The sequence below is a fragment of the Pantoea sp. BJFS-204 genome (assembly GCF_049310725.1).
In the GTDB taxonomy this organism is placed as follows: Bacteria; Pseudomonadota; Gammaproteobacteria; order Enterobacterales; family Enterobacteriaceae; genus Pantoea; species Pantoea agglomerans.
The window spans coordinates 545,298-564,310 of the sequence record NZ_JBMOWE010000001.1 but is presented as its reverse complement, the minus strand read 5'-3'; the positions used below and the strand labels follow the sequence as shown (position 1 = coordinate 564,310).

Below are 19,013 nucleotides of genomic sequence, written 5' to 3'. Positions count from 1 at the left end.
TAACCTGTTGTACCTGGGTTGTAAAAGGATAGTTAAGCGGTCGAATAACTCACCTGCTCTCATAAAAAAACCCGCTAATATCAGCGGGTTTCAGGTTTTACAACGTCAACAGCAATCAGAGTTCAAACCGATCCAGATTCATCACTTTGGTCCAGGCGGCAACAAAGTCTTTGAAGAATTTTTCACGGGCGTCGCTGCTGGCGTAGACTTCCGCCGAGGCGCGTAACACCGCATTGGAGCCAAACACCAGATCGGCGCGCGTGGCGGTGAAACGGGTTTCGCCAGTGACGCGATCCCGTCCAATGAATTTCTCATTGGTCGAATCGGCGGCTTTCCACTCGGTGCGCATATCCAGCAGATTCACGAAGAAGTCTGTGTTCAGCGTCCCTGTGTGGTGCGTGAAGATGCCGTGCTGGCTGCCATCAAAGTTAGCACCCAGCGCACGCATTCCGCCAACCAGCACCGTTAACTCCGGCACGGTCAGGGTCAGCTGCTGCGCTTTATCGATCAGCAGATTTTCGGTGGTGGTTTTGCCGAAGCCAGTACCGTAGTTACGGAAACCATCTGCACGCGGTTTCAGCAGATCGAACGACTCGATATCGGTCTGATCCTGACGCGCATCAACACGGCCCGGAGTAAATGGCACGTCAATTTCAACGCCAGCTGCTTTCGCCGCCTGCTCAACGCCGACCACACCCGCCAGCACGATCACATCTGCCAGTGAAGCCTTATGCGCTTCACGCTGCACCGCTTCCAGCGTTGGCAGCACGCGTGCTGCGACGGCATTGACGTCCCACTCACGCTGCGGCAGCAACGCCAGGCGGGCACCGTTGGCACCACCACGTTTGTCGCCGCCACGGAAGGTTGATGCCGAGGCCCAGGCAACCGAAACCAGCTCGCTGACGCTGAGGCCGGTTGCAGCGATCTTCTCTTTCAACTGCGCGATATCCGCCACGGTTGGATGATAAACCGGTGCAGGCAGCGGATCCTGCCAGATCAGATCTTCCTGCGGGACTTCAGGTCCGATGTAGCGCGCTTTTGGCCCCATATCACGGTGAGTCAGTTTAAACCAGGCACGGGCAAAGGCTTCGTTGAACGCCTGCGGATCGTTGTGGAAACGACGCGAAATCTTTTCAAACTCCGGGTCAAATCGCAGCGTCAGATCGGTCACCAGCATGGTCGGCTTGTGTTTCTTCGCGGCGTCAAACGCATCCGGGATAATATCCGGCGCATCAGCTGCCACGAACTGGATGGCACCCGCCGGGCTGCGCGTCTGAACCCACTCATATTTGAACAGGTTCTCGAAGAAGTAGTTACTCCACTGGGTTGGCGTCTGAGACCAGATCACTTCCAGACCGGAGGTAATCGCATCTGCGCCAACACCCGTGCCGTGGCTGTTGACCCAGCCCAGGCCCTGCGCCTCAATCGGTGCAGTTTCCGGATCAACTCCGACGTGGCTGGCCGGTGCGGCACCGTGGGTTTTACCCAGCGTATGTCCACCAGCAATCAATGCCACGATCTCTTCGTCGTTCATGCCCATGTTGCCGAAAGTGGCGCGAATAGCCGGGGCCGCAGAGGCAGGATCGCCGCTGTGTTCCGGACCTTCCGGGTTCACGTAGATCAGACCCATTTCGGTAGCGCCCAGTGGCGACTGCGCCAGGGATTCCGGGTGACGGTGTTCCAGCCAGGCGGCTTCTTCGCCCCAGTTCACATCCATATCCGGTTCCCAGACATCTTCACGTCCGGCACCAAAGCCAAAGGTACGGAATCCGGAATTTTCCAGCGCGACGTTGCCCGCCAGAATGTAGAGGTCGGCCCAGGAGATCTTCTGACCATATTTCTGTTTAACCGGCCACAGTAAGCGGCGCGCTTTATCCAGACTGACGTTGTCTGGCCAGGAGTTTAGGGGTGCGAAGCGTTGCTGACCACGACCTGAACCACCGCGTCCGTCCACGGAGCGATAGGTTCCGGCGCTGTGCCAGGCCATACGAATAAACAGGCCGATGTAGCTGCCCCAGTCAGCGGGCCACCAGGCTTGTGACTCGGTGAGCAACCCTTTGATGTCAGCTTTCAGCGCTGAGTAATCTAATTTGGCAAATTCTTTACGGTAATCGAAGGATTCATCAAGCGGGTTCGAACGGGATGAGTGCTGGTTCAGCAGGTCAACCCGGAGTTGATTAGGCCACCAGTCGCGGTTAGTTGTTCCGCCGCCCGGCGCCTGATTTTCCTGAGAAGGCTTACCAGCATGAAAAGGACATTTGCCCTCGGGCGCTTCGCGATCGGCTTCGACAATAGGCTTTGCATCTTTTGCATCTTCATCAATGGAATTGCTCATGGTCACACCTCTTTTTTGTATTTTCATCGCTACTCTATAGAGGATTTTCAGGATCGCACACCTGTCTCATCCTATCTGTTTGATAGCTTTTACCTTTTTATACACCTTCTTCAAAAGCTTAAAACAATGAATTGACGGTTGCTGCCAGGCTGCAGAGAGCAGCGAAGCGGCAACCGTCACCCTGAGACTATTCCGACAGCGCCGGTTTCACAACTGCCGTTTTGCTGCCCGGCAGGCGGATGCGGAACCAGATAGCGTACATTGCGGGCAGGAAAACCAGCGTGATCAGGGTGCCGCCCAGCGTGCCACCAATCAGGGTATAGGCCAGCGTTCCCCAGAACACCGAGTGGGTCAGTGGAATAAACGCCAGAATCGCCGCCATTGCCGTCAGCAGCACCGGACGGGCACGCTGCACTGTCGCTTCGACCACTGCATCAAAGGGTGCCAGACCCTCCTGTTCATTGTGGTGGATCTGCCCTATCAGAATCAGCGTGTTACGCATCAGGATGCCCGACAGGGCAATCAGCCCGACCAGTGCATTAATACCAAAAGGCTGACTGAACAGCAGCAGCGTCGGCACGACGCCAATCAGCCCGAGAGGCGCAGTCAGAAAGACCATGATCATCGCCGACAGAGAACGCACCTGCAGAATGATGATCAGCAGAGTGATCGCAATCATGATCGGGAACAGCGGGGCCATCGCCTGGGTCGCTTTACCGGACTCCTCTATTGAACCGGCCAGTTCAATGCGGTAGCCCGCGGGCAGCGTCGCGATGATCGGTTGCAGGGCTTTGTTCAGCGCCGTCGAGACGTCAGGCGGCTCCAGGGAATCGGCGATATCACCCCGAACGGTGATGGTCGGCGTGCGGTCGCGCCGCCGCAGCACGGGATCTTCCATTTTCACCTGCACATCACCAATCTGCGATAAGGGAATACGCTGACCCGCGGCGCCCACCAGCGTGAAGTCGGCGATTTTAGCCGGATCGAGGCGGGCTTCTCCGGCCGCACGCCCCACCACCTGGACCGCGCGGATATCTTCCCGCACGGTAGTGACAGGCACGCCCGACAGCAGAAACTGTAATTGCCGGGCGACGTCACTGGATGTCAGCCCCACAGCCTGCAGCCGGTTCTGATCCAGTGAGAAAGGCAGCGTCGGCACGGGGGCGCCCCAGTCGGTATTCACCGTCCTCATCATCGGGCTGGCCCGCAGGACCGCTTCCACCCGATCGGCAATCGCGCGCAGATGGGCCGGATCAGGCCCCATCACCCGCCACGCCACCGGATAAGGGGAGTATGGGCCAAACACCAGCTGCGTTACACGAACCTGCGCTTCAGGCACCAGACCGCTGGCAATGGCGGCGCGCAGCTGCGTTTTCAGTGCCTCACGCGCGTCCTGACTGTCGGTCAGTACCACCAGCTTAGCAAAGGCCGGATCGGGCAGTTCCGGTGCCATCGCCAGATAAAAACGCGGTGGCCCCTGACCAATATAGGTGGTGACGATTTTTGCCTGCTGCTGCTGTTTAAGCCATGTCTCAACCTTTTCAGCCGCTGCGCGGGTCTGTTCTATGGCGCTGCCGTAGGGGAGCTGAACTTCAACCAGCACTTCAGGCCGGTCTGAGGTCGGGAAAAACTGTTTTTTCACCAGCGCCATACCGAGCACAGCGGCGATAAACAGGGCAATCACCACGCCTGCCACCCAGCCTTTACGGGCAATCACGCGGGTCAGCAGGCGGCGAAAGCGGTTGTAGTGGCGGGTGTTGTAGATCGCTGCGTGACCGCCTTCTACCGTTTTGATGCCTGGCAGCAGCTTTACGCCGAGATAAGGGGTGAACACCACCGCGACGATCCAGGAGGCGATCAACGCGATGCCGACTATCCAGAACATATTGCTGGTGTACTCGCCCGCCGTGGACTGCGCAAACCCATTGGGCATAAACCCGACGGCCGTAACCAGGGTGCCGGCCAGCATGGGTGCCGCCGTATGACTCCAGGCATAGGCAGAAGCCTTAATGCGGTCGTAGCCCTCTTCCATTTTCACTACCATCATCTCAATGGCGATAATGGCGTCGTCCACCAGCAGGCCCAGCGCCAGAATCAGCGAACCCAGCGTGATGCGGTCAAAGTTTTTGCCGGAAGCCTCCATCACCACAAACACCACCGCCAGGGTGAGCGGCACCGCAGCCGCGACCACTACCCCGACACGCCAGCCCATGCTGACAAAGCAGACCACCATCACCACCAGCAACGCCACGACGAACTTAACCATAAATTCATCAACCGCCGAGCGGATATTGACGGACTGATCGGTGACCTGAGTCAGTGAGAGCCCCAGCGGCATCGCCTGGTTAATGCGGGCGGTTTCAGCCGCCAGTGCCTTGCCGAGTTCCAGACCGTTCCAGCCTTCACGCATTACGATACCCAGCAGCAGCGCCGGTTCGCCCTGATTGCGCACCATAAAGGTGGCGGGATCTTCGTAACCCCGGGTCACCGTAGCCACGTCCGCCAGCTTCAGGCTTCTCCCCTGCGCCACAATCGGCGTCTCACGGATTTTTTCCAGTTTATCGAACGCGCCATCCAGCCGTATAAAGACCTGCGGCCCCTGCGTATCAATCGATCCCGCTGGCGTCAGGACATTCTGATCGTTCAGCGCAGCAAAAATTGCCTGCGGGGTGATGCCGAGTGTCGCCAGTCTATCGTGTGAAAATGACACATAGATGCGTTCACTCTGCTCACCGATGATATTGACCTTTTTCACGCCAGGCAGATGCAGCAGTCGCTGACGCAGTGATTCCGCTTCACGAACCAGCAGGCGCTGCGGCTCCCCTTTTGCCTTCAGCGCCAGCAGTGCAAAGGTCACGTCGGAGAACTCGTCGTTGATCATCGGCCCGATGACCCCGGCAGGCAGATTTCTGCTCTCATCACCCAGCTTCTTACGCGCCTGGTAAAACTCCTCCTGAACCTGGGAAGGCGGCGTTTTGTCCTGCAGGGATAACATAGTGAAAGCCAGACCGGGGCGCGTGTACGTCTCGCTACGGTCATACCACCTCAGCTCCTGCAGACGCTTTTCCAGCGGCTCGGCCACCTGATCCTGCATCTCCTGAGCCGTCGCACCCGGCCAGGCGGAGATAATCGTCATCTGTTTTACGGTGAACGGTGGATCTTCTGCCCGTCCCAGTTCGAAAAAGGACAAGACGCCCGCCACGGTAATCAGGATGATCAGAAACAGCGTAATAGCGCGCTCGCGCACGGCCAGCGCTGACAGATTAAAGCGTCCCTGGCTCATGGCTGGCTCCCGGCAACGGCAGCGTCATCGGGGCGCACGCGCTCCCCCTGCTGCAACAGATGCGCGCCCAGCGCCACTATCTGATCGCCAGCATTAAGCTGCCCCGTGACGGTGGCCGCCTCGTCACTTATCGACACCACCGTCACCGGCCGCCAGGCAACGGTAGCGGGCTGGCCGGTAATATCCCAGACGCCTGGCCCTTTACCGGCATCGTAGATCGCCGCCAGCGGAACCTGCAGCAGCGGTTGCGACGGTTTATTCGGCAGCATGATTGTGACGGTGGCTCCCAGCGGTGCGCTGGCCAGTGTGCCCTCCAGCACATATCTCGCCTCAAAGGTGCGCGTCATCGGATCGGCCACATCAGCCAGTTGGCGCAGCCGGGCAGAAACCGGCGCACTGCCCGCACCATACAGCGTTGCCTTTGCCTCACTTCCCACTGCCGGGCGCAGGGTCTCCGGCAACTGAACACTTGCCTCGCGCTGTCCGGCTCTGGCCAGTCTGATGACAGCCTCACCGGCACTCACAACCTGACCCGGCTCCGCCAGCGTTGCCATCACCACGCCATCGTCATCAGCCAGGAGCAGCGCATATCCGCTGGCGTTACCTGCAACGCTGGCCTGCGCCTGGGCGGCTTTCAGCTCAGCCTGAGCGGTGGCCGCAGCGGCCCGAATCTGGTCGTATGCCGACGCAGAAACTGCCCCGGTTGCCACCAGAGTGCGGTAACGCGCCTGATCGGCGCTGGCCTGTCTGACGCGTGCCTGCGCGGCGGCAACGGCCTGCTGCTGAGCCTGGGCCTGCAGCCGGAGATCTGCCGGGTCGAGCCGCATCAGCGGCTGACCGCGCTTCACCCGCTGGCCGCTGTCCACCAGCCGTTCGAGGATTTTTCCTGAGACCCGAAAGCCGAGGTCGCTCTGAACCCGGGCAACCACGACGCCACTAAACGCACGGCTGCCATCGGCGGCGCTGATGACCTTTGTGACCCTGACCAGCGGCGGCTGCGTGCGCGGATCGTCTTTGGGTGAATTATCCCGGCAACCCGCCAGCGCCAGTGGCAGCAGACAAACAACCAGAATGGCAGGATTGAACCTGAGCATAGATTACCTTCAACAGTAAGCAGGAGAGTGCCGCCATTCTCTTATCATGTGACCAATACTGTCAATAGTCACAAATTGCGTAAAGGCATTGTCCGTTCATACAGGATATGAAAACACGTTAAACCAGGGAAATGCGTTGATGAAGGGTTCAGACCCACCCTGAGCAGAGGAAACATCCCATTCAGCAACAAGTGACGAAATAAATCATAAGTCACAAAATCTGCATATTCCGTACACTGGAAACAGAGTGTCAAAAAGGCTCTGTCAGGGCCTGGAATGGCTCGTCAGAGAGAAGTTCAGAGAGGATAAAGCAGAAAAAAACGGGGAGTGATGACGCGCGTTTACAGCAGTATCATGGCAGGCGCTTTGTCATCTGCGCCTGCCGTGATTCTCACAGCGCCCTGCTCTTCAGAGCGCTCTGTCACTTAACGCCAGCCGAGTTCCGGGGCGACATACTTCAGGATCGCCTCAATCACATGGGCGTTGTAGGCGACACCAAGCTGATTAGGCACGGTGAGCAGCAGGGTGTCGGCTTCGGCAATCGCCTCATCCTGCGCAAGCTGCTTAATTAACGCCTCTGGCTCTGCGGCATAGCTGCGGCCAAAGATAGCGCGGGTTTTCTCATCGAGAAAGCCCACGGAATCCTGGTCGTTACCGCTGCGGCCAAAGTACGCGCGGTCCATATCATTCACCAGCGCAAAGATGCTGCGACTGACCGAGACGCGTGGCGCATGCTGATGCCCCGCTGCTTTCCAGGCCTCACGGTAGGCGCGGATCTGTTTAGCCTGCTGAATGTGGAACGGCTCGCCGGTTTCATCATCTTTCAGGGTTGAACTTTGCAGGTTCATGCCCATTTTTGCCGCCCATTCTGCGGTGGCGTTGGAGCCGGATCCCCACCAGATGCGGTCGCGCAGACCTTCAGAGAGCGGCTCAGGACGCAGCAGGCCAGGCGGATTGGGGAACATGGGCTGTGGATTTGGCTTAGCAAAACCTTCGCCGCGCAGCACCTCCAGAAACTCTTCGGTGTGACGACGGCCCATATCCGCATCACTTTCTCCCGCTTTCGGTTCAAAGCCGAAGTAACGCCAGCCATCGATTACCTGCTCAGGTGAACCGCGGCTCAGACCCAGTTGCAGACGACCATTGGAGATCAGGTCTGCCGCGCTGGCGTCTTCCACCATGTAGAGTGGGTTTTCGTAGCGCATGTCGATGACACCGGTGCCGATCTCAATCGTTTTGGTGCGCGCTGCAACGGCAGCCAGCAGCGGAAACGGCGAGCTGAGCTGGCGGGCAAAATGGTGGACGCGGAAGTAAGCGCCATCTGCGCCCAGCTCTTCGGCGGCGACCGCTAAGTCGATCGATTGCAGTAACACATCCTGCGCGGTGCGGGTGGCGGACTGAGACGAAGGCGTCCAGTGACCAAAGGATAAGAAGCCAATATTTTTCATCTGTATTTCTCCTGACAGGCGGTAAACGCCCGTGGATGCAAGGCGATTTCTGATAGAGAAAGGTTACGCCCCCGGAGCCGCCACTGATAGTCAATATCTTTCAGCGCCATATTCAGGAATTTCGACATAGCTAAGCAGATTATCCACTTTGCCTTTGCCCGCCCTTTCTTTCACTGTTCAGATTCCCGCTTCCGCTGTCAGGTGAATCATGCACACCGGTTATCTCTCTCTACAGCAGCGCGCCTGGCTTAAAGCGCGCGCACGCAGCTGGCTCTGGCGCAGCGAACTGCCGACCTGGCTGCTAATCGGTGTGATCTATGGCGGCTGGTTTGCGGTGATGCTGAACGCGCAGATGCTGGGACGGCTGCCCGCCACCCTGCTGCTGATCGTCTTTACTGGCTGGTATATGTCGCTGCAGCATGAGCTGATTCACGGGCATCCCACACGCTGGCCGCGGGTGAATCAGCTATTTGGCACCCTGCCGCTGGCGGTCTGGTATCCCTACGGACTCTATCGCGATTCTCATCTGGCCCATCATCGCAATCACACCCTGACTGAGCCGGATGAGGATCCGGAAACCTACTACCTCTCCGCTGCTCGCTGGGCGAAGTTACCGCGCTGGCAGCAGCAGCTGATTCATCTGCGTAACACTTTTTTGGGACGGTTGCTGCTCGGCCCGCTGCTGGATGTAGCGGCGACCTTCGGCGGGATGTGGCAGGCACTGCGCCGTGGCGATCGATCCGCGATAGCGATGTGGCTGCTGCACGGGGCGCTGCTGGCACTACTGTTTTTCTGGATGGCGCGTCAGGGATTTTCGCCGCTGTGGTATCTGCTGGCGGTGAGTTATCCGGCGCTGGCGCTGACCAAAGTGCGCTCCTTCTATGAGCATCGTGCGGCGGACGATCCGCTCGCACGGTCAGTGAATAATGAAGCGGCGTGGCCGTGGCGCATGCTATTCCTGAATCTGAACTACCATTCAGTGCATCACGACCTCCCCGGCGTCCCCTGGTATGGCCTGCGCCGCCTCTATCTGCGCGATCGCGAGCATTACTACCAGCGCAATCACGGCTTTCGCGTGGCGGGCTATCAGGTCTGGCTGCGTCAGTTCTGGGTCAGACCGGTCGGGGTCAATGTCCATCCGGGACGATCAGCGGAGAAAACGCATGAATAACCTGCTCGCCTTGCCGATGTATGCGATTCACCCGCCCGCCACACGAGCACTGATGCAGGCAGTGGTTACCCTGCTGACGCAGCACGGCATCGCTACGCAGCCGGTCTGGCCTGAGGATCTGCTGACACACTGGCAGGATAACCGGTTGTTGCTGAGCCAGACCTGCGGCTATCCGCTGGTCAGCCAGCTTCCTGCGGTTCAGCTGGTCGGCACCTTTCACTATCAGGCCCCAGGCTGCACCGGCCGTGACTATCGCAGCTGGCTGGTGGCGCGGGACAAACAGGCGACGCTGGCCGATTTTAACGGCCAGCGGGCCGTAGCTAACAGCCTGGACTCTCACTCCGGCTATAATGCGCTGCGGTTTGTGGCAGCGCTTCAGGGCGTGAGGTTTTCGCAGCTGCTGCTGAGCGGCGGGCATCGTCAGTCGCTGGCGGCGCTGCATGATTCACAGGCGGATATCGCGGCTATCGACTGCGTCAGCTGGGCGCTGCTGGCGCGCTATGAGCCGGATGCGCTGCGCGGCCTGCATATCATCGGTGAGACGCCAGCCGCACCCGGATTGCCGTTGATCACGGCAGCCCCGACGTCAGTGGACCGGCTGGAGAGACTCCGCTCGGCACTGCATCAGCTGGTGAACGATCCCGCCTGGCGCACCGTCTGCGACGATAACCTGATCGGCGGATTCAGCCCGGTGCAGCGAGACGATTATCATGGCGTGCTGGCGTGGGAACAGCAGGCTGCCGCGCTGGGCGTCACCCGGCTGTAACACACCCCTCTGTTTCGCCCTGCTGACCGGGCAGGGAAAATCTGATTTCTCTGCATCGTCCCCTCCCTGCCCGCGCTTTCCCGGCCTCTCATTTCATGCTCCCCGATGCGCTCTGACCCAGGCTAAGACTGGTAAGCCCGGTCACGGCGTTCTAAGGTAGAGGTTTTCAGCAGAGGGAGAGTGGGATGCGCATTCTGATGGCAGGCGCCGGCGCGACCGGTGGATATTTTGGTGCACGGCTGGCTCAGGCGGGCCAGGACGTGACTTTTCTGGTCCGTGAACGGCGTTATCAGCAGCTTCAGGCCAGCGGTCTGGTGTTGCAGACGCCACAGGGCACTGAAACGCTAAAACCGCAGCTGGCTCAGGCGAGCAGCCTGACGGGCCACTATGATCTGATTATCGTGACGGTGAAGAGCTTTGCCCTTGATCAGGTGATGGAGGATATTGCACCTGCAGTGGGTCCGGAAACGCTGATCATGCCGATTCTGAACGGATTGCGGCACATCGCGACGCTGCAACAGCGTTTCGGCGAAGATAAGGTGATTGGCGGCCTGTGCAAAATCAACGCGACGCTGGGTGACAATGGCGAAGTTATCCAGATGACGCCGCTGCATCAGCTCTATTATGGCGCGCTGGACGGTAACAACGATGCACGACTGCAGCGGGTTGATGCGGCGCTGCGTGACTGTCAGGTCGATACCCGATTCAGCGATAACATCATGGATGAGCTGTGGGAGAAGTGGCTGCTGCTGAGCACGCTCGGCGCGGTTTGCTGCCTGGCGCGCGGAAATACCCAACAGATACTCACCTCGCGCGGCGGCGAAGCGCTGTTACAGGGTGTTTTCTCGGAGATTCTGTCAGTCATTACTGCCGAAGGCTATCAGACGCGTCCGGCGGCCACTGCCCGCATTCTTGAGCTGTTAAGCGATCCGGCCACCCCGATGACCTCCTCAATGTACCGCGATTTAACCCAGGGCTTTGATATCGAAGCCGATCAGGTGATAGGTGACCTGGTGCTGCGGGCGAAACGCCATGGTCTCGCCACGCCACTGCTTAACGCGGTGGATGTGAACCTTCAGGTCTATCTGCAGCAGCGTTAATGGCCCTGCCAGATACCGTGACCGGGTGCCGCAACGGACCCGGTTTTTGTGGTCGTGAAAGTGTGGTGTGCAGCAGCAGTGCAGCAGGAAAATTTGCTACACTCGTCGCTTCATCTTTTGGAGAGTTCAATGACTTCCCGCTCCGTGACCCTCGATGATGTCGCTCAACTGGCCGGCGTCTCATATCAAACCGTTTCACGTGTTTTAAATCGTTCTGAACAGGTGTCAGCCCGCACGCGGGAAAGGGTTGAGGCGGCGATGCTGCAGCTCAATTATGTGCCCAATCGTGTGGCGCAGCAGCTGGCCGGTAAGGCGACGCGTACGCTGGGTCTGGCCACCAGCGACCTGGCCCTGATGGCTCCTGCGCAGATCGCCTCGGCGATCCAGCAGCGCGCCGCCGGGGCGGGTTATCATCTGGTGATCGCCATGGACAGTGGTAACGATGCGGCAGCAACGGTGAATGAACTGCTGGCACAGCGGGTCGATGGACTGCTGATCAACCTGCCGCTGGAGGCAGATGAGGCGCAACAGATCCAGTTGCTCTGCGGCAGCAAACCGGTGCTGTTTCTGGATGTCGAACCCCAGGCGGCGGTAGCGCAGTGTCAGTACCCGAATGAGTCTGGCGCACGTGCCGCCGTTGAACATCTGGTGGCGCTGGGTCATCGTCAGATTGGTTTGTTAAACGGGCCGCTGCGCTCGGTCTCGGCCCGTCAGCGTGAAAATGCATGGCGTCAGGCGCTGGCCGATCATCAGCTGACACCGCACTGTTCTTTGCGCGGCGACTGGAGCGCGCAGTCGGGTTACCAGGCGCTGCTGGCGCAGCTTCCTGACGATCTGCCGCAGGCGCTGCTGGTGGCGAACGATCAGATGGCGTTGGGTGCGATGCGGGCGCTGCATCAGTATGGCGTAGCCATTCCTGGCGAGATATCGGTGATTGGATATGATGACACCGCCGAGAGTGCGTGGTATCAGCCGCCGCTGACCACGGTGCGGCAGGATTTGCACGCTCTTGGCGCGCAGAGCGTCGAGCGGATGCTGGCCCGGCTTCAGGGAGCAGAGGCGTCAGACAACGCGCTGGAAACCACCCTGGTGATCCGGGAGACCACCGCCCCGCCTGCTGATGAGCGGGTCAATTTAGTGGCGCTGTCACAGCAGTTACAGGTGATCGCCCGCAGGCTGGCGGGAAAATAACCCTGCGCTGACGCAGGCAATAAAAAACCCGCCCCACCGGAGTGGATGCGGGTTGACATAAGACGTCTGGCGCTTGCGCGCTGCTGTCTGCCCTTACGCTTTCGGGTGTTCGCCCACGCCCATCGCTTTGATCTTTTTCGACAGCTCGCGACGCTCTTTAGACAGGTCGGCGTTTTTGATGATGTACTCATCCACGCGATCTTCATAATCCACACGCATGCTGGCGATGATTTCCTGAATAGCCTCAACGCTCATGCCGGGTTTGATATATTCGCTCAGGTTGTCGAGCAGCAGTACGCGCTTCTGGTTGTCGCGAATTTTCTTCTCGTTGTCGACAATTTCACGCTGCAGTTTGTTTTTGCGGCGGAACATACGCACGAACTCCAGTACGTCCTGAAATGATTGCTTGGCATTTTCCATGATGGCACCTTTCTTTGAGCCTGCTGACGCAGGGAGAGAGTCAAAACGATCAGCTTAGCGGCTAGCCCGCCAGGTAAGCAATTTTCACAGCTAAATTCAGACTGGCTCTTATCTTAGCGCAAAGAAACCCTGTTTCACATTAAGTCATTGTCTGAGGTGATTATTTGCGCAGCGCCATCCGCATCAGGTCGGTCATCCGTTCCAGCTGTTTTGCCAGTTCCAGTGTCAGCCAGACGTAGCCGTAGATCGGCGTCTCCTCCAGACCTTCGCTGCCCGCTTCCGCGATCAGTCGCCGCAGTTCGCCACTGATTTCGGTCAGCTCGTGACTGTTAGCCACCACCTCTTCCGTTTCCCCTTCAATCGCCATGACCGACAGCGCCCGCAGCGTGTTCTCAGTCATCTGCTGGGTGCGGCGCAATGCAGGCGCGTTAAGCATAATCAGATGGCTCTCGCGCGATGCCCACCAGGCATTAATCTGCATCTCAATGGTGTAAACCATATTACGGTTGATGGTCTGGATCGCTTCAAGCACCGATTTTGGGATGCGCGTCTCTTTGCTTGACGGCTCCAGCAGCGCCCGCATTTTGATCACGCTGCTCAGCAATTTGCCCAGCGGCTTGTTGAGGCGCGGCTTTTCAACCAGGTTGGGTGAGAAACCGGCGTGATAGATTTTTGCCATTTCCGCCAGCGCGTCGGAGAGCTGAATGCGCCAGTGTGTATAGGCACGCTGCGCCCAGATAGCGGTAAACAGCAGCGCCATCAGCGATCCCAGAATCACATCACCGCCGCGCCACAGTGCCATCGTGAAATCGCCGGTTGGTGCGCCCACGACCACGCTCAGCGTAATCCCGATCAACAACGCCATGTAGGGATGTTTGCCCAGCGTCAGGTAGCCACTGATCATCATGATGATGCCGCACCAGGCCAGCATCATCGGCATCGAGATCAGCTCCAGCTTCAGGGCGATCAGACCGGATATTGACCCGGCGACCGTGCCGCTGATGCGCTGCAGTGCACGTGGAAAGACATTTCCCCAGGTGGAGATGGGCCCCATCACCACCACCAGCGTAATCAGCGGCCAGGTGCCTTCAGGGATATCGGTCGCCCGCACAAAGATAAAGCAGAGCAAAAAGGCGATGGCAATACGCACACCGTGGACGGAGCGATAATGGCGATAAAACCAGAACTCCAGTTTTGATATGGGCTTATCGGGACGCAAAATGACTTTCCGGTTGCGGGAACATGGTGTGGCTATCTTAACGCTGAACGCGGCTCAGGCTTAGCGCGGGCCGGATATTTAAAACAGTTTTGACGTTCGCTTACAATTATCAACATCCGCCTCACATACTTTCCCGGAAGTTAAAAACAACTTAATGCGATTTTTTAACCTTTATCGGCTCTCAGTAACACGCTCAGAGCAGCCAGCGTGCAAGTAAAAACGGGCAGCCCGCAGGCTACCCGTTTTAGTGCTGACAATCGGCTAATCAGAACTTCTGCCTGAGATAATCCGTCAGGCGGGTAATCACGCCTGCAGGTTCAACCGCACTCAGCGCCACCAGCGGATAGTGGGCAATCTGCTGATCTTTATCCATCACCTGAATTTCACCAATGACTTCGTTGGCTTTCAGTGGGGCTTCCAGATCTTTGCGATCGATGACGTACTTCGCCTTCACGTTCTGCACTTCACTGCGCGGCAGTGACAGATAAACATCTTCTGCGGTACCCACATCCACCTGATGAGGATTGCCATACCAGACGTTTTCGCTGCCAATCTTCTTACCGGCATGGAACAGCTGAACGGTATCAAAGGTGTTCTGTCCCCAGACCAGCAGTTTACGCGCCTGCTCTTCGCGGCCTTTCGGGCTTTTACCGCCCATGACGACGGCGATCAGGCGATGCTTGCCCACCACATTCGAGGCGATGATGTTAAAGCCCGCGGTCTCAGTGTGACCGGTTTTCAGCCCATCAACGTGGAGATTATTATCCCACAGCAGGCCATTACGGTTGTTCTGGGTAATGCCGTTCCAGGTCAGGGTCTTCTCACTGTACATGGCATAAAAATCAGGCTCACCATCAATAATGGCGCGTGACAGTTTCGCCATATCCAGCGCGCTGGAGAACTGACCCGGCGCATCCAGACCATGAACCGTTTCAAAATGGGTATTCTGCAGGCCGAGCTTCTCAACGTAGTGATTCATCATGCCGACGAAGTTCGCTTCGCTGCCCGCCACATAATCAGCCAGGGCAACGCAGGCGTCGTTACCGGAGTCGATGATGACGCCACGGCTTAAATCCCGGACGCTAAGCTTATCGCCTGGCTTCAGGAACATCAGCGAGGAGCCTTTGAACACCGGATTACCCGCCGCCCAGGCATCTTTTCCGACCGTAACCATGTCGTCACGGCTGATTTTCTTCTGGTCAATGGCGCGATCAACCACGTAACCGGTCATCAGTTTGGTCAGGCTGGCGGGATTACGGCGTTCATCGGGATTGCCAGCGGTCAGAACCTGTCCTGTAGTGGCATCCATCAGCACCCAGGAAGCCGCATCAACCGCCGGAGGCGTCACAGGAAAGGGAATCGCATCAGCCTGCGCCAGCGAGGCCCAAAAAACAGTAGCGGTAACGGTGAACAGCAGACGCCTTTTCAACACTTCATCCTTAATTGCACGGGAGAGAAAATTTCTAAAACGAAACGGAAACAGCCGCACGTTTTACGGCAAAAGCGTTGTGAAGGTTTGAATAAATTGAAAAAAAGTATGAACTGCGACGGGTATGGCTGATGCCTGCAGGGGGGAGGTAACGGCTAATTGATGCAGGAATTGAGACTGAATATTTCAATATCATCCTGAAAAACGTTAAGGTCACCACGGTATCGCCCTGTCTTGCACCCAGCGGCATGAGCAGCACGCATCTGGAAACACCGGAATTACGGTATGCAGCAATAACCTGGAAATATGCCGAACGGAATATTATCTATCGTGGCACATGAAATGAGCGAGCTGCAGCCTGAGAGGTAAAAAGTCCGCTTTACTCCTTGCCCCTGACCGCTCAGTCAGATACTACGCCCCCCGCTACCATCCGAAACTTCAGGCCAGTGGGATTATGGTTTACCATGTAGTGAGTGAAGCCTGAGCCTGTATGACCTTGCCCGGCAAAGGCACCGCTCTCGCACCAGCAGCCAGGCGCCGATGAAGAAAGGCATCCAGCGAACGGGAAGCCTGATGACTTTCTGTTCATCAGTTTAGTGAACGCAATGAACGGATATGAAATTTGAATAACGACCGCGTACAGCCCACTTTCCTCTTCCACGATTACGAGACCTTCGGCACCAGCCCCTCTCGTGACCGGCCAGCCCAGTTTGCCGGCCTGCGCACCGACAGTGAGTTTAATCCGGTCGGCGAACCCGAAGTGTTTTACTGCCGTCCGCCTGATGACTATCTGCCACAGCCCGAAGCGGTGATGATCACCGGCATTACTCCGCAGATAGCGATGAGTCGCGGCGTGATCGAAGCTGAGTTCGCTGAACGCATCCACGCGTTGTTCACCACGGAGCAAACCTGTGTGGTGGGCTACAACAACGTGCGTTTCGATGATGAAGTGACGCGCAATATCTTCTATCGCAACTTTTACGATCCCTATGGCTGGGCCTGGCAAAACGGCAACTCACGCTGGGACCTGCTCGACGTGATGCGTGCCTGCTACGCGTTACGGCCAGAAGGGATCAACTGGCCGGAGAATGAAGAAGGTTTTCCCAGCTTCCGGCTGGAGCATCTGACCAAAGCGAACGGCGTGTCCCATGAAAATGCGCACGATGCCATGTCCGACGTTTACGCCACGCTGGCGATGGCGAAGCTGGTGAAGGAGAAGCAGCCAAAACTGTTTGAGTTTTTGTTTACCCATCGTAACAAAAACAAGCTGATGAACCTGATTGATATCCCGCAGATGAAACCGCTGGTTCATGTCTCCGGCATGTTCGGTGCCGCGCGCGGTAACACCAGTTGGATCGTACCGCTGGCCTGGCATCCCGATAACCGCAATGCGCTGATTGTGGTGGATCTGGCGGGCGACATGTCACCGCTGCTGCAACTGGATGCCGACACGCTGCGTGAGCGTCTTTACACGCCGAAAAACGATCTCGGCGATCTGCCTGCGGTGCCGGTCAAACTGGTGCATATCAATAAGTGTCCGGTGCTGGCGCCTGCCAGTACGCTGCGGCCGGAAGATGCGGCCCGGCTGAATATTGATCGTCAGCACTGCCTGGCGAATCTGGCGCTGCTGCGTCAGCAGCCCGACGTGCGGGAAAAACTGGTCACGCTGTTTGCCGAAGCGGAGCCGTTTGCACCGTCAGATGATGTGGACACACAACTCTATGATGGCTTCTTCAGTGATGCCGACCGGGCGGGGATGAATATTATCCGCCAGACCGCGCCCGCGAATCTGCCTGCGCTGGACCTGAGCTTTGAGAGTGCACGGGTAGCGAAACTGCTGTTCCGCTACCGGGCGCGTAACTTCCCCGGCACGCTGGACGATGCCGAGCAGCAACGCTGGTTGCAGCACCGTCGTGACGTGCTTAATGCCGATCGGGTGCAGGCGTTTATGCAGGAACTGGAAGGTCTGGCGAATCTGCACGAAGCGGATGCAGAAAAAGTTGGGCAGCTTAAAGCGCTCTATCTCTATGCGCAGGAGTTGGTTTCCTGAAGCACTAAGAGTCTGACCCGGTATCCCCTGCCAGGTCAGACTTTCTGATGCTGCTTAATCAGAGCACGGTCCACGCCAGCCAGGTCAGCGCAAAGCCGCTCAGCCCCATTAGCGTTGTCAGCACCGTCCAGGTGCGTAAACCGTCGGCCACCGAAAGTCCCAGATAACGGGTCACCACCCAGAATCCCGCATCATTGACATGCGACAATCCCAGACCACCAAAACAGGCCGCCAGGGTGACCAGTACCCGTTGCATATCCGTCACGCCGGTCACCGCCTGCGTCAGCAGCCCGCTGGTGGTCAGGATCGCCACCGTGGCGGAACCCTGTGATGCACGCAGCGCCAGCGACAGGATAAATGCCGCTGGCACCAGCGGCAGATGCAGCGTTTCAAGCGTGACCGCCAGCGCTTTACCCACGCCCGACTCCACCAGCACTTTGCCGAATGCACCACCGGCCCCGGCCACCAGAATCACGCTGGCTGAGGTGGGAATGGCCCGGCCGGTCAGATCTTCCAGCTTATCTTTGCTCCAGCCACGCCTTACGCCCAGCAGCCAGGCCGCCAGCCCTAAGGCAATCAGCAGGGCAATCGGCGGTGTGCCGATCACGGTCATCACACTACGCAGCAGACTCCCTTCAGCCAGCAGTGTGTGTGACAGAGTTCCCAGCACGATCAATACAATCGGGACCACAATCAGGCCGCTGATGGTGAGCGCACCGGGTGGTGCCGGTTCATTCTTCTTTTCCTGCCCTTCCGGCTTCGCCATCTGCAACTGTTCCAGCACCTCCACCGACAGAGGGTAGTGGCGACGATTCATGAATTTCGCTACGTAGTAGCCGATGATCCCGACCGGCACGGAAATCGCGATTCCCAGTATCATCAGCCATCCCATGTCGGTGTGCAGGATCCCGGCTGCCGCCGCTGCGCCCGGATGGGTCGGCAATGCCACATGTACCGTCAGCATCACACCCGCCATCGGCAGGCCAAACTTCAGCGGCGAGACCCGCGCCACTTTGGTAAAGCCATAAATCAGCGGAATAACAATGATAAAACCGACTTCAAAAAATACCGGGATGCCGAGGATAAAGGCCGCCATGGTCAATGCCGCAACGGTACGCTTCAGCCCCAGCGTTTTACTGAAACGCTGCGCCAGCGACTCGGCACCGCCCGAGGCTTCAATGATCGCCCCGAGCATGGCACCAAGCACGATGATGATGGTGATGTGACCAAGCAGGCCGCCCATCCCGGTGATAATCGTCTCCATGATTTTTTCAGCCGGAATGCCGGTGGCGATAGCCACCAGCAGACTGACAATTAACAGGGCGACAAAGGGATGAACTTTGGCTTTGATGACCAGCAGCAGCAGGATCACGATGCTGGCGGTCGCTATGGCTAACAGCAGTGCGGTGGACATAGTAAACCTCAGAAATTGTTATATTTTTTAGGTTATCGGCGTACAGAATAAACAGATGCAGGGTCAGAAAAAGGACGAAAAAATCTCAACCGG

13 protein-coding genes and 1 pseudogene are annotated in these 19,013 nt (G+C 57.9%); 6 read left to right on the top strand and 8 right to left on the bottom strand.

Annotation, left to right across the window (positions count from 1 at the left end):
- Positions 1–115: 115 nt before the first annotated feature.
- From katG to ACO6VX_RS02415, 4 genes are all read right to left on the bottom strand, one after another.
- Positions 116–2,335, bottom strand: a complete 2,220-nt coding sequence (katG, locus tag ACO6VX_RS02430; RefSeq protein ID WP_422457576.1) for a catalase/peroxidase HPI — start codon at positions 2,333–2,335, stop codon at positions 116–118.
- Between the two features lie 187 nt (positions 2,336–2,522).
- Positions 2,523–5,618 (bottom strand): efflux RND transporter permease subunit, encoded by a 3,096-nt coding sequence (locus ACO6VX_RS02425; RefSeq protein WP_422457574.1) that lies wholly within the window; start codon positions 5,616–5,618, stop codon positions 2,523–2,525.
- Positions 5,615–6,712 (bottom strand): efflux RND transporter periplasmic adaptor subunit, encoded by a 1,098-nt coding sequence (locus ACO6VX_RS02420; protein WP_422457572.1) that lies wholly within the window; start codon positions 6,710–6,712, stop codon positions 5,615–5,617. Before ACO6VX_RS02420 ends, ACO6VX_RS02425 begins: the two co-directional genes overlap by 4 nt.
- A 425-nt stretch (positions 6,713–7,137) precedes the next feature.
- A complete protein-coding gene (locus tag ACO6VX_RS02415; protein WP_010247994.1) occupies positions 7,138–8,160 on the bottom strand; it encodes an LLM class flavin-dependent oxidoreductase in 1,023 nt (340 codons plus the stop codon).
- 208 nt (positions 8,161–8,368) lie between these two features.
- Here ACO6VX_RS02415 and ACO6VX_RS02410 point away from each other — a divergent pair, with 208 nt between their 5' ends.
- The 4 genes from ACO6VX_RS02410 to ACO6VX_RS02395 all read left to right on the top strand — a co-directional run bounded on the left by ACO6VX_RS02410 (position 8,369) and on the right by ACO6VX_RS02395 (position 12,388).
- On the top strand, positions 8,369–9,331 hold the full coding sequence (locus ACO6VX_RS02410; protein ID WP_033778834.1) for a fatty acid desaturase: 963 nt from the start codon (positions 8,369–8,371) through the stop codon (positions 9,329–9,331).
- Positions 9,324–10,097, top strand: coding sequence for a phosphate/phosphite/phosphonate ABC transporter substrate-binding protein (locus ACO6VX_RS02405; protein ID WP_342606454.1), 774 nt, complete (start codon positions 9,324–9,326; stop codon positions 10,095–10,097). The genes ACO6VX_RS02410 and ACO6VX_RS02405 overlap by 8 nt, the downstream gene beginning before the upstream one ends.
- Before the next feature lie 185 nt (positions 10,098–10,282).
- Positions 10,283–11,197 carry a ketopantoate reductase family protein gene (locus tag ACO6VX_RS02400; RefSeq protein ID WP_422457569.1) on the top strand — a complete coding sequence of 305 codons (915 nt, stop codon included), beginning with the start codon at positions 10,283–10,285 and terminating at the stop codon, positions 11,195–11,197.
- 129 nt (positions 11,198–11,326) lie between these two features.
- Complete coding sequence (locus ACO6VX_RS02395) at positions 11,327–12,388, top strand: LacI family DNA-binding transcriptional regulator (protein WP_422457568.1); 1,062 nt, start codon at positions 11,327–11,329, stop codon at positions 12,386–12,388.
- A gap of 93 nt (positions 12,389–12,481) precedes the next feature.
- Here ACO6VX_RS02395 and tmaR read toward each other — a convergent pair whose 3' ends face one another.
- From tmaR to dacD, 3 genes are all read right to left on the bottom strand, one after another.
- On the bottom strand, positions 12,482–12,808 hold the full coding sequence (gene tmaR, locus ACO6VX_RS02390; protein WP_004571340.1) for a PTS system regulator TmaR: 327 nt from the start codon (positions 12,806–12,808) through the stop codon (positions 12,482–12,484).
- A 160-nt stretch (positions 12,809–12,968) separates the two neighbouring features.
- The gene (locus ACO6VX_RS02385) at positions 12,969–14,027 is read right to left on the bottom strand and encodes an FUSC family protein (protein ID WP_010670945.1); all 1,059 of its coding nucleotides are present in this window, start codon (positions 14,025–14,027) and stop codon (positions 12,969–12,971) included.
- Between the two features lie 265 nt (positions 14,028–14,292).
- Positions 14,293–15,456: a serine-type D-Ala-D-Ala carboxypeptidase DacD gene (gene dacD, locus ACO6VX_RS02380; RefSeq protein ID WP_010248019.1), complete on the bottom strand. Its 1,164-nt coding sequence runs from the start codon at positions 15,454–15,456 to the stop codon at positions 14,293–14,295.
- A gap of 152 nt (positions 15,457–15,608) precedes the next feature.
- Here dacD and ACO6VX_RS02375 point away from each other — a divergent pair.
- Positions 15,609–15,797: pseudogene (locus ACO6VX_RS02375) on the top strand (type VI secretion system tube protein Hcp); the annotation flags it as partial.
- Between the two features lie 281 nt (positions 15,798–16,078).
- Positions 16,079–17,506 carry an exodeoxyribonuclease I gene (sbcB, locus tag ACO6VX_RS02370; protein WP_061901291.1) on the top strand — a complete coding sequence of 476 codons (1,428 nt, stop codon included), beginning with the start codon at positions 16,079–16,081 and terminating at the stop codon, positions 17,504–17,506.
- Positions 17,507–17,564: 58 nt separating this feature from the next.
- On the opposite strand, the gene ACO6VX_RS02365 is transcribed toward sbcB, so the two are convergent.
- A complete protein-coding gene (locus tag ACO6VX_RS02365) occupies positions 17,565–18,920 on the bottom strand; it encodes a GntP family transporter (protein ID WP_061703789.1) in 1,356 nt (451 codons plus the stop codon).
- Positions 18,921–19,013 lie beyond the last annotated feature (93 nt).

Excerpts from the sequence above, each read along its gene's own strand:
- ACO6VX_RS02420 (WP_422457572.1), bottom strand. The coding sequence starts at position 6,712 with ATGCTCAGGTTCAATCCTGCCATTCTGGTTGTTTGTCTGCTGCCACTG.
- ACO6VX_RS02415 (WP_010247994.1), bottom strand. The coding sequence starts at position 8,160 with ATGAAAAATATTGGCTTCTTATCCTTTGGTCACTGGACGCCTTCGTCT.
- ACO6VX_RS02410 (WP_033778834.1), top strand. The coding sequence starts at position 8,369 with ATGCACACCGGTTATCTCTCTCTACAGCAGCGCGCCTGGCTTAAAGCG.
- ACO6VX_RS02395 (WP_422457568.1), top strand. The coding sequence starts at position 11,327 with ATGACTTCCCGCTCCGTGACCCTCGATGATGTCGCTCAACTGGCCGGC.
- ACO6VX_RS02400 (WP_422457569.1), top strand. The coding sequence starts at position 10,283 with ATGCGCATTCTGATGGCAGGCGCCGGCGCGACCGGTGGATATTTTGGT.
- katG (WP_422457576.1), bottom strand. The coding sequence starts at position 2,335 with ATGAGCAATTCCATTGATGAAGATGCAAAAGATGCAAAGCCTATTGTC.
- ACO6VX_RS02405 (WP_342606454.1), top strand. The coding sequence starts at position 9,324 with ATGAATAACCTGCTCGCCTTGCCGATGTATGCGATTCACCCGCCCGCC.
- ACO6VX_RS02365 (WP_061703789.1), bottom strand. The coding sequence starts at position 18,920 with ATGTCCACCGCACTGCTGTTAGCCATAGCGACCGCCAGCATCGTGATC.
- ACO6VX_RS02425 (WP_422457574.1), bottom strand. The coding sequence starts at position 5,618 with ATGAGCCAGGGACGCTTTAATCTGTCAGCGCTGGCCGTGCGCGAGCGC.
- tmaR (WP_004571340.1), bottom strand. The coding sequence starts at position 12,808 with ATGGAAAATGCCAAGCAATCATTTCAGGACGTACTGGAGTTCGTGCGT.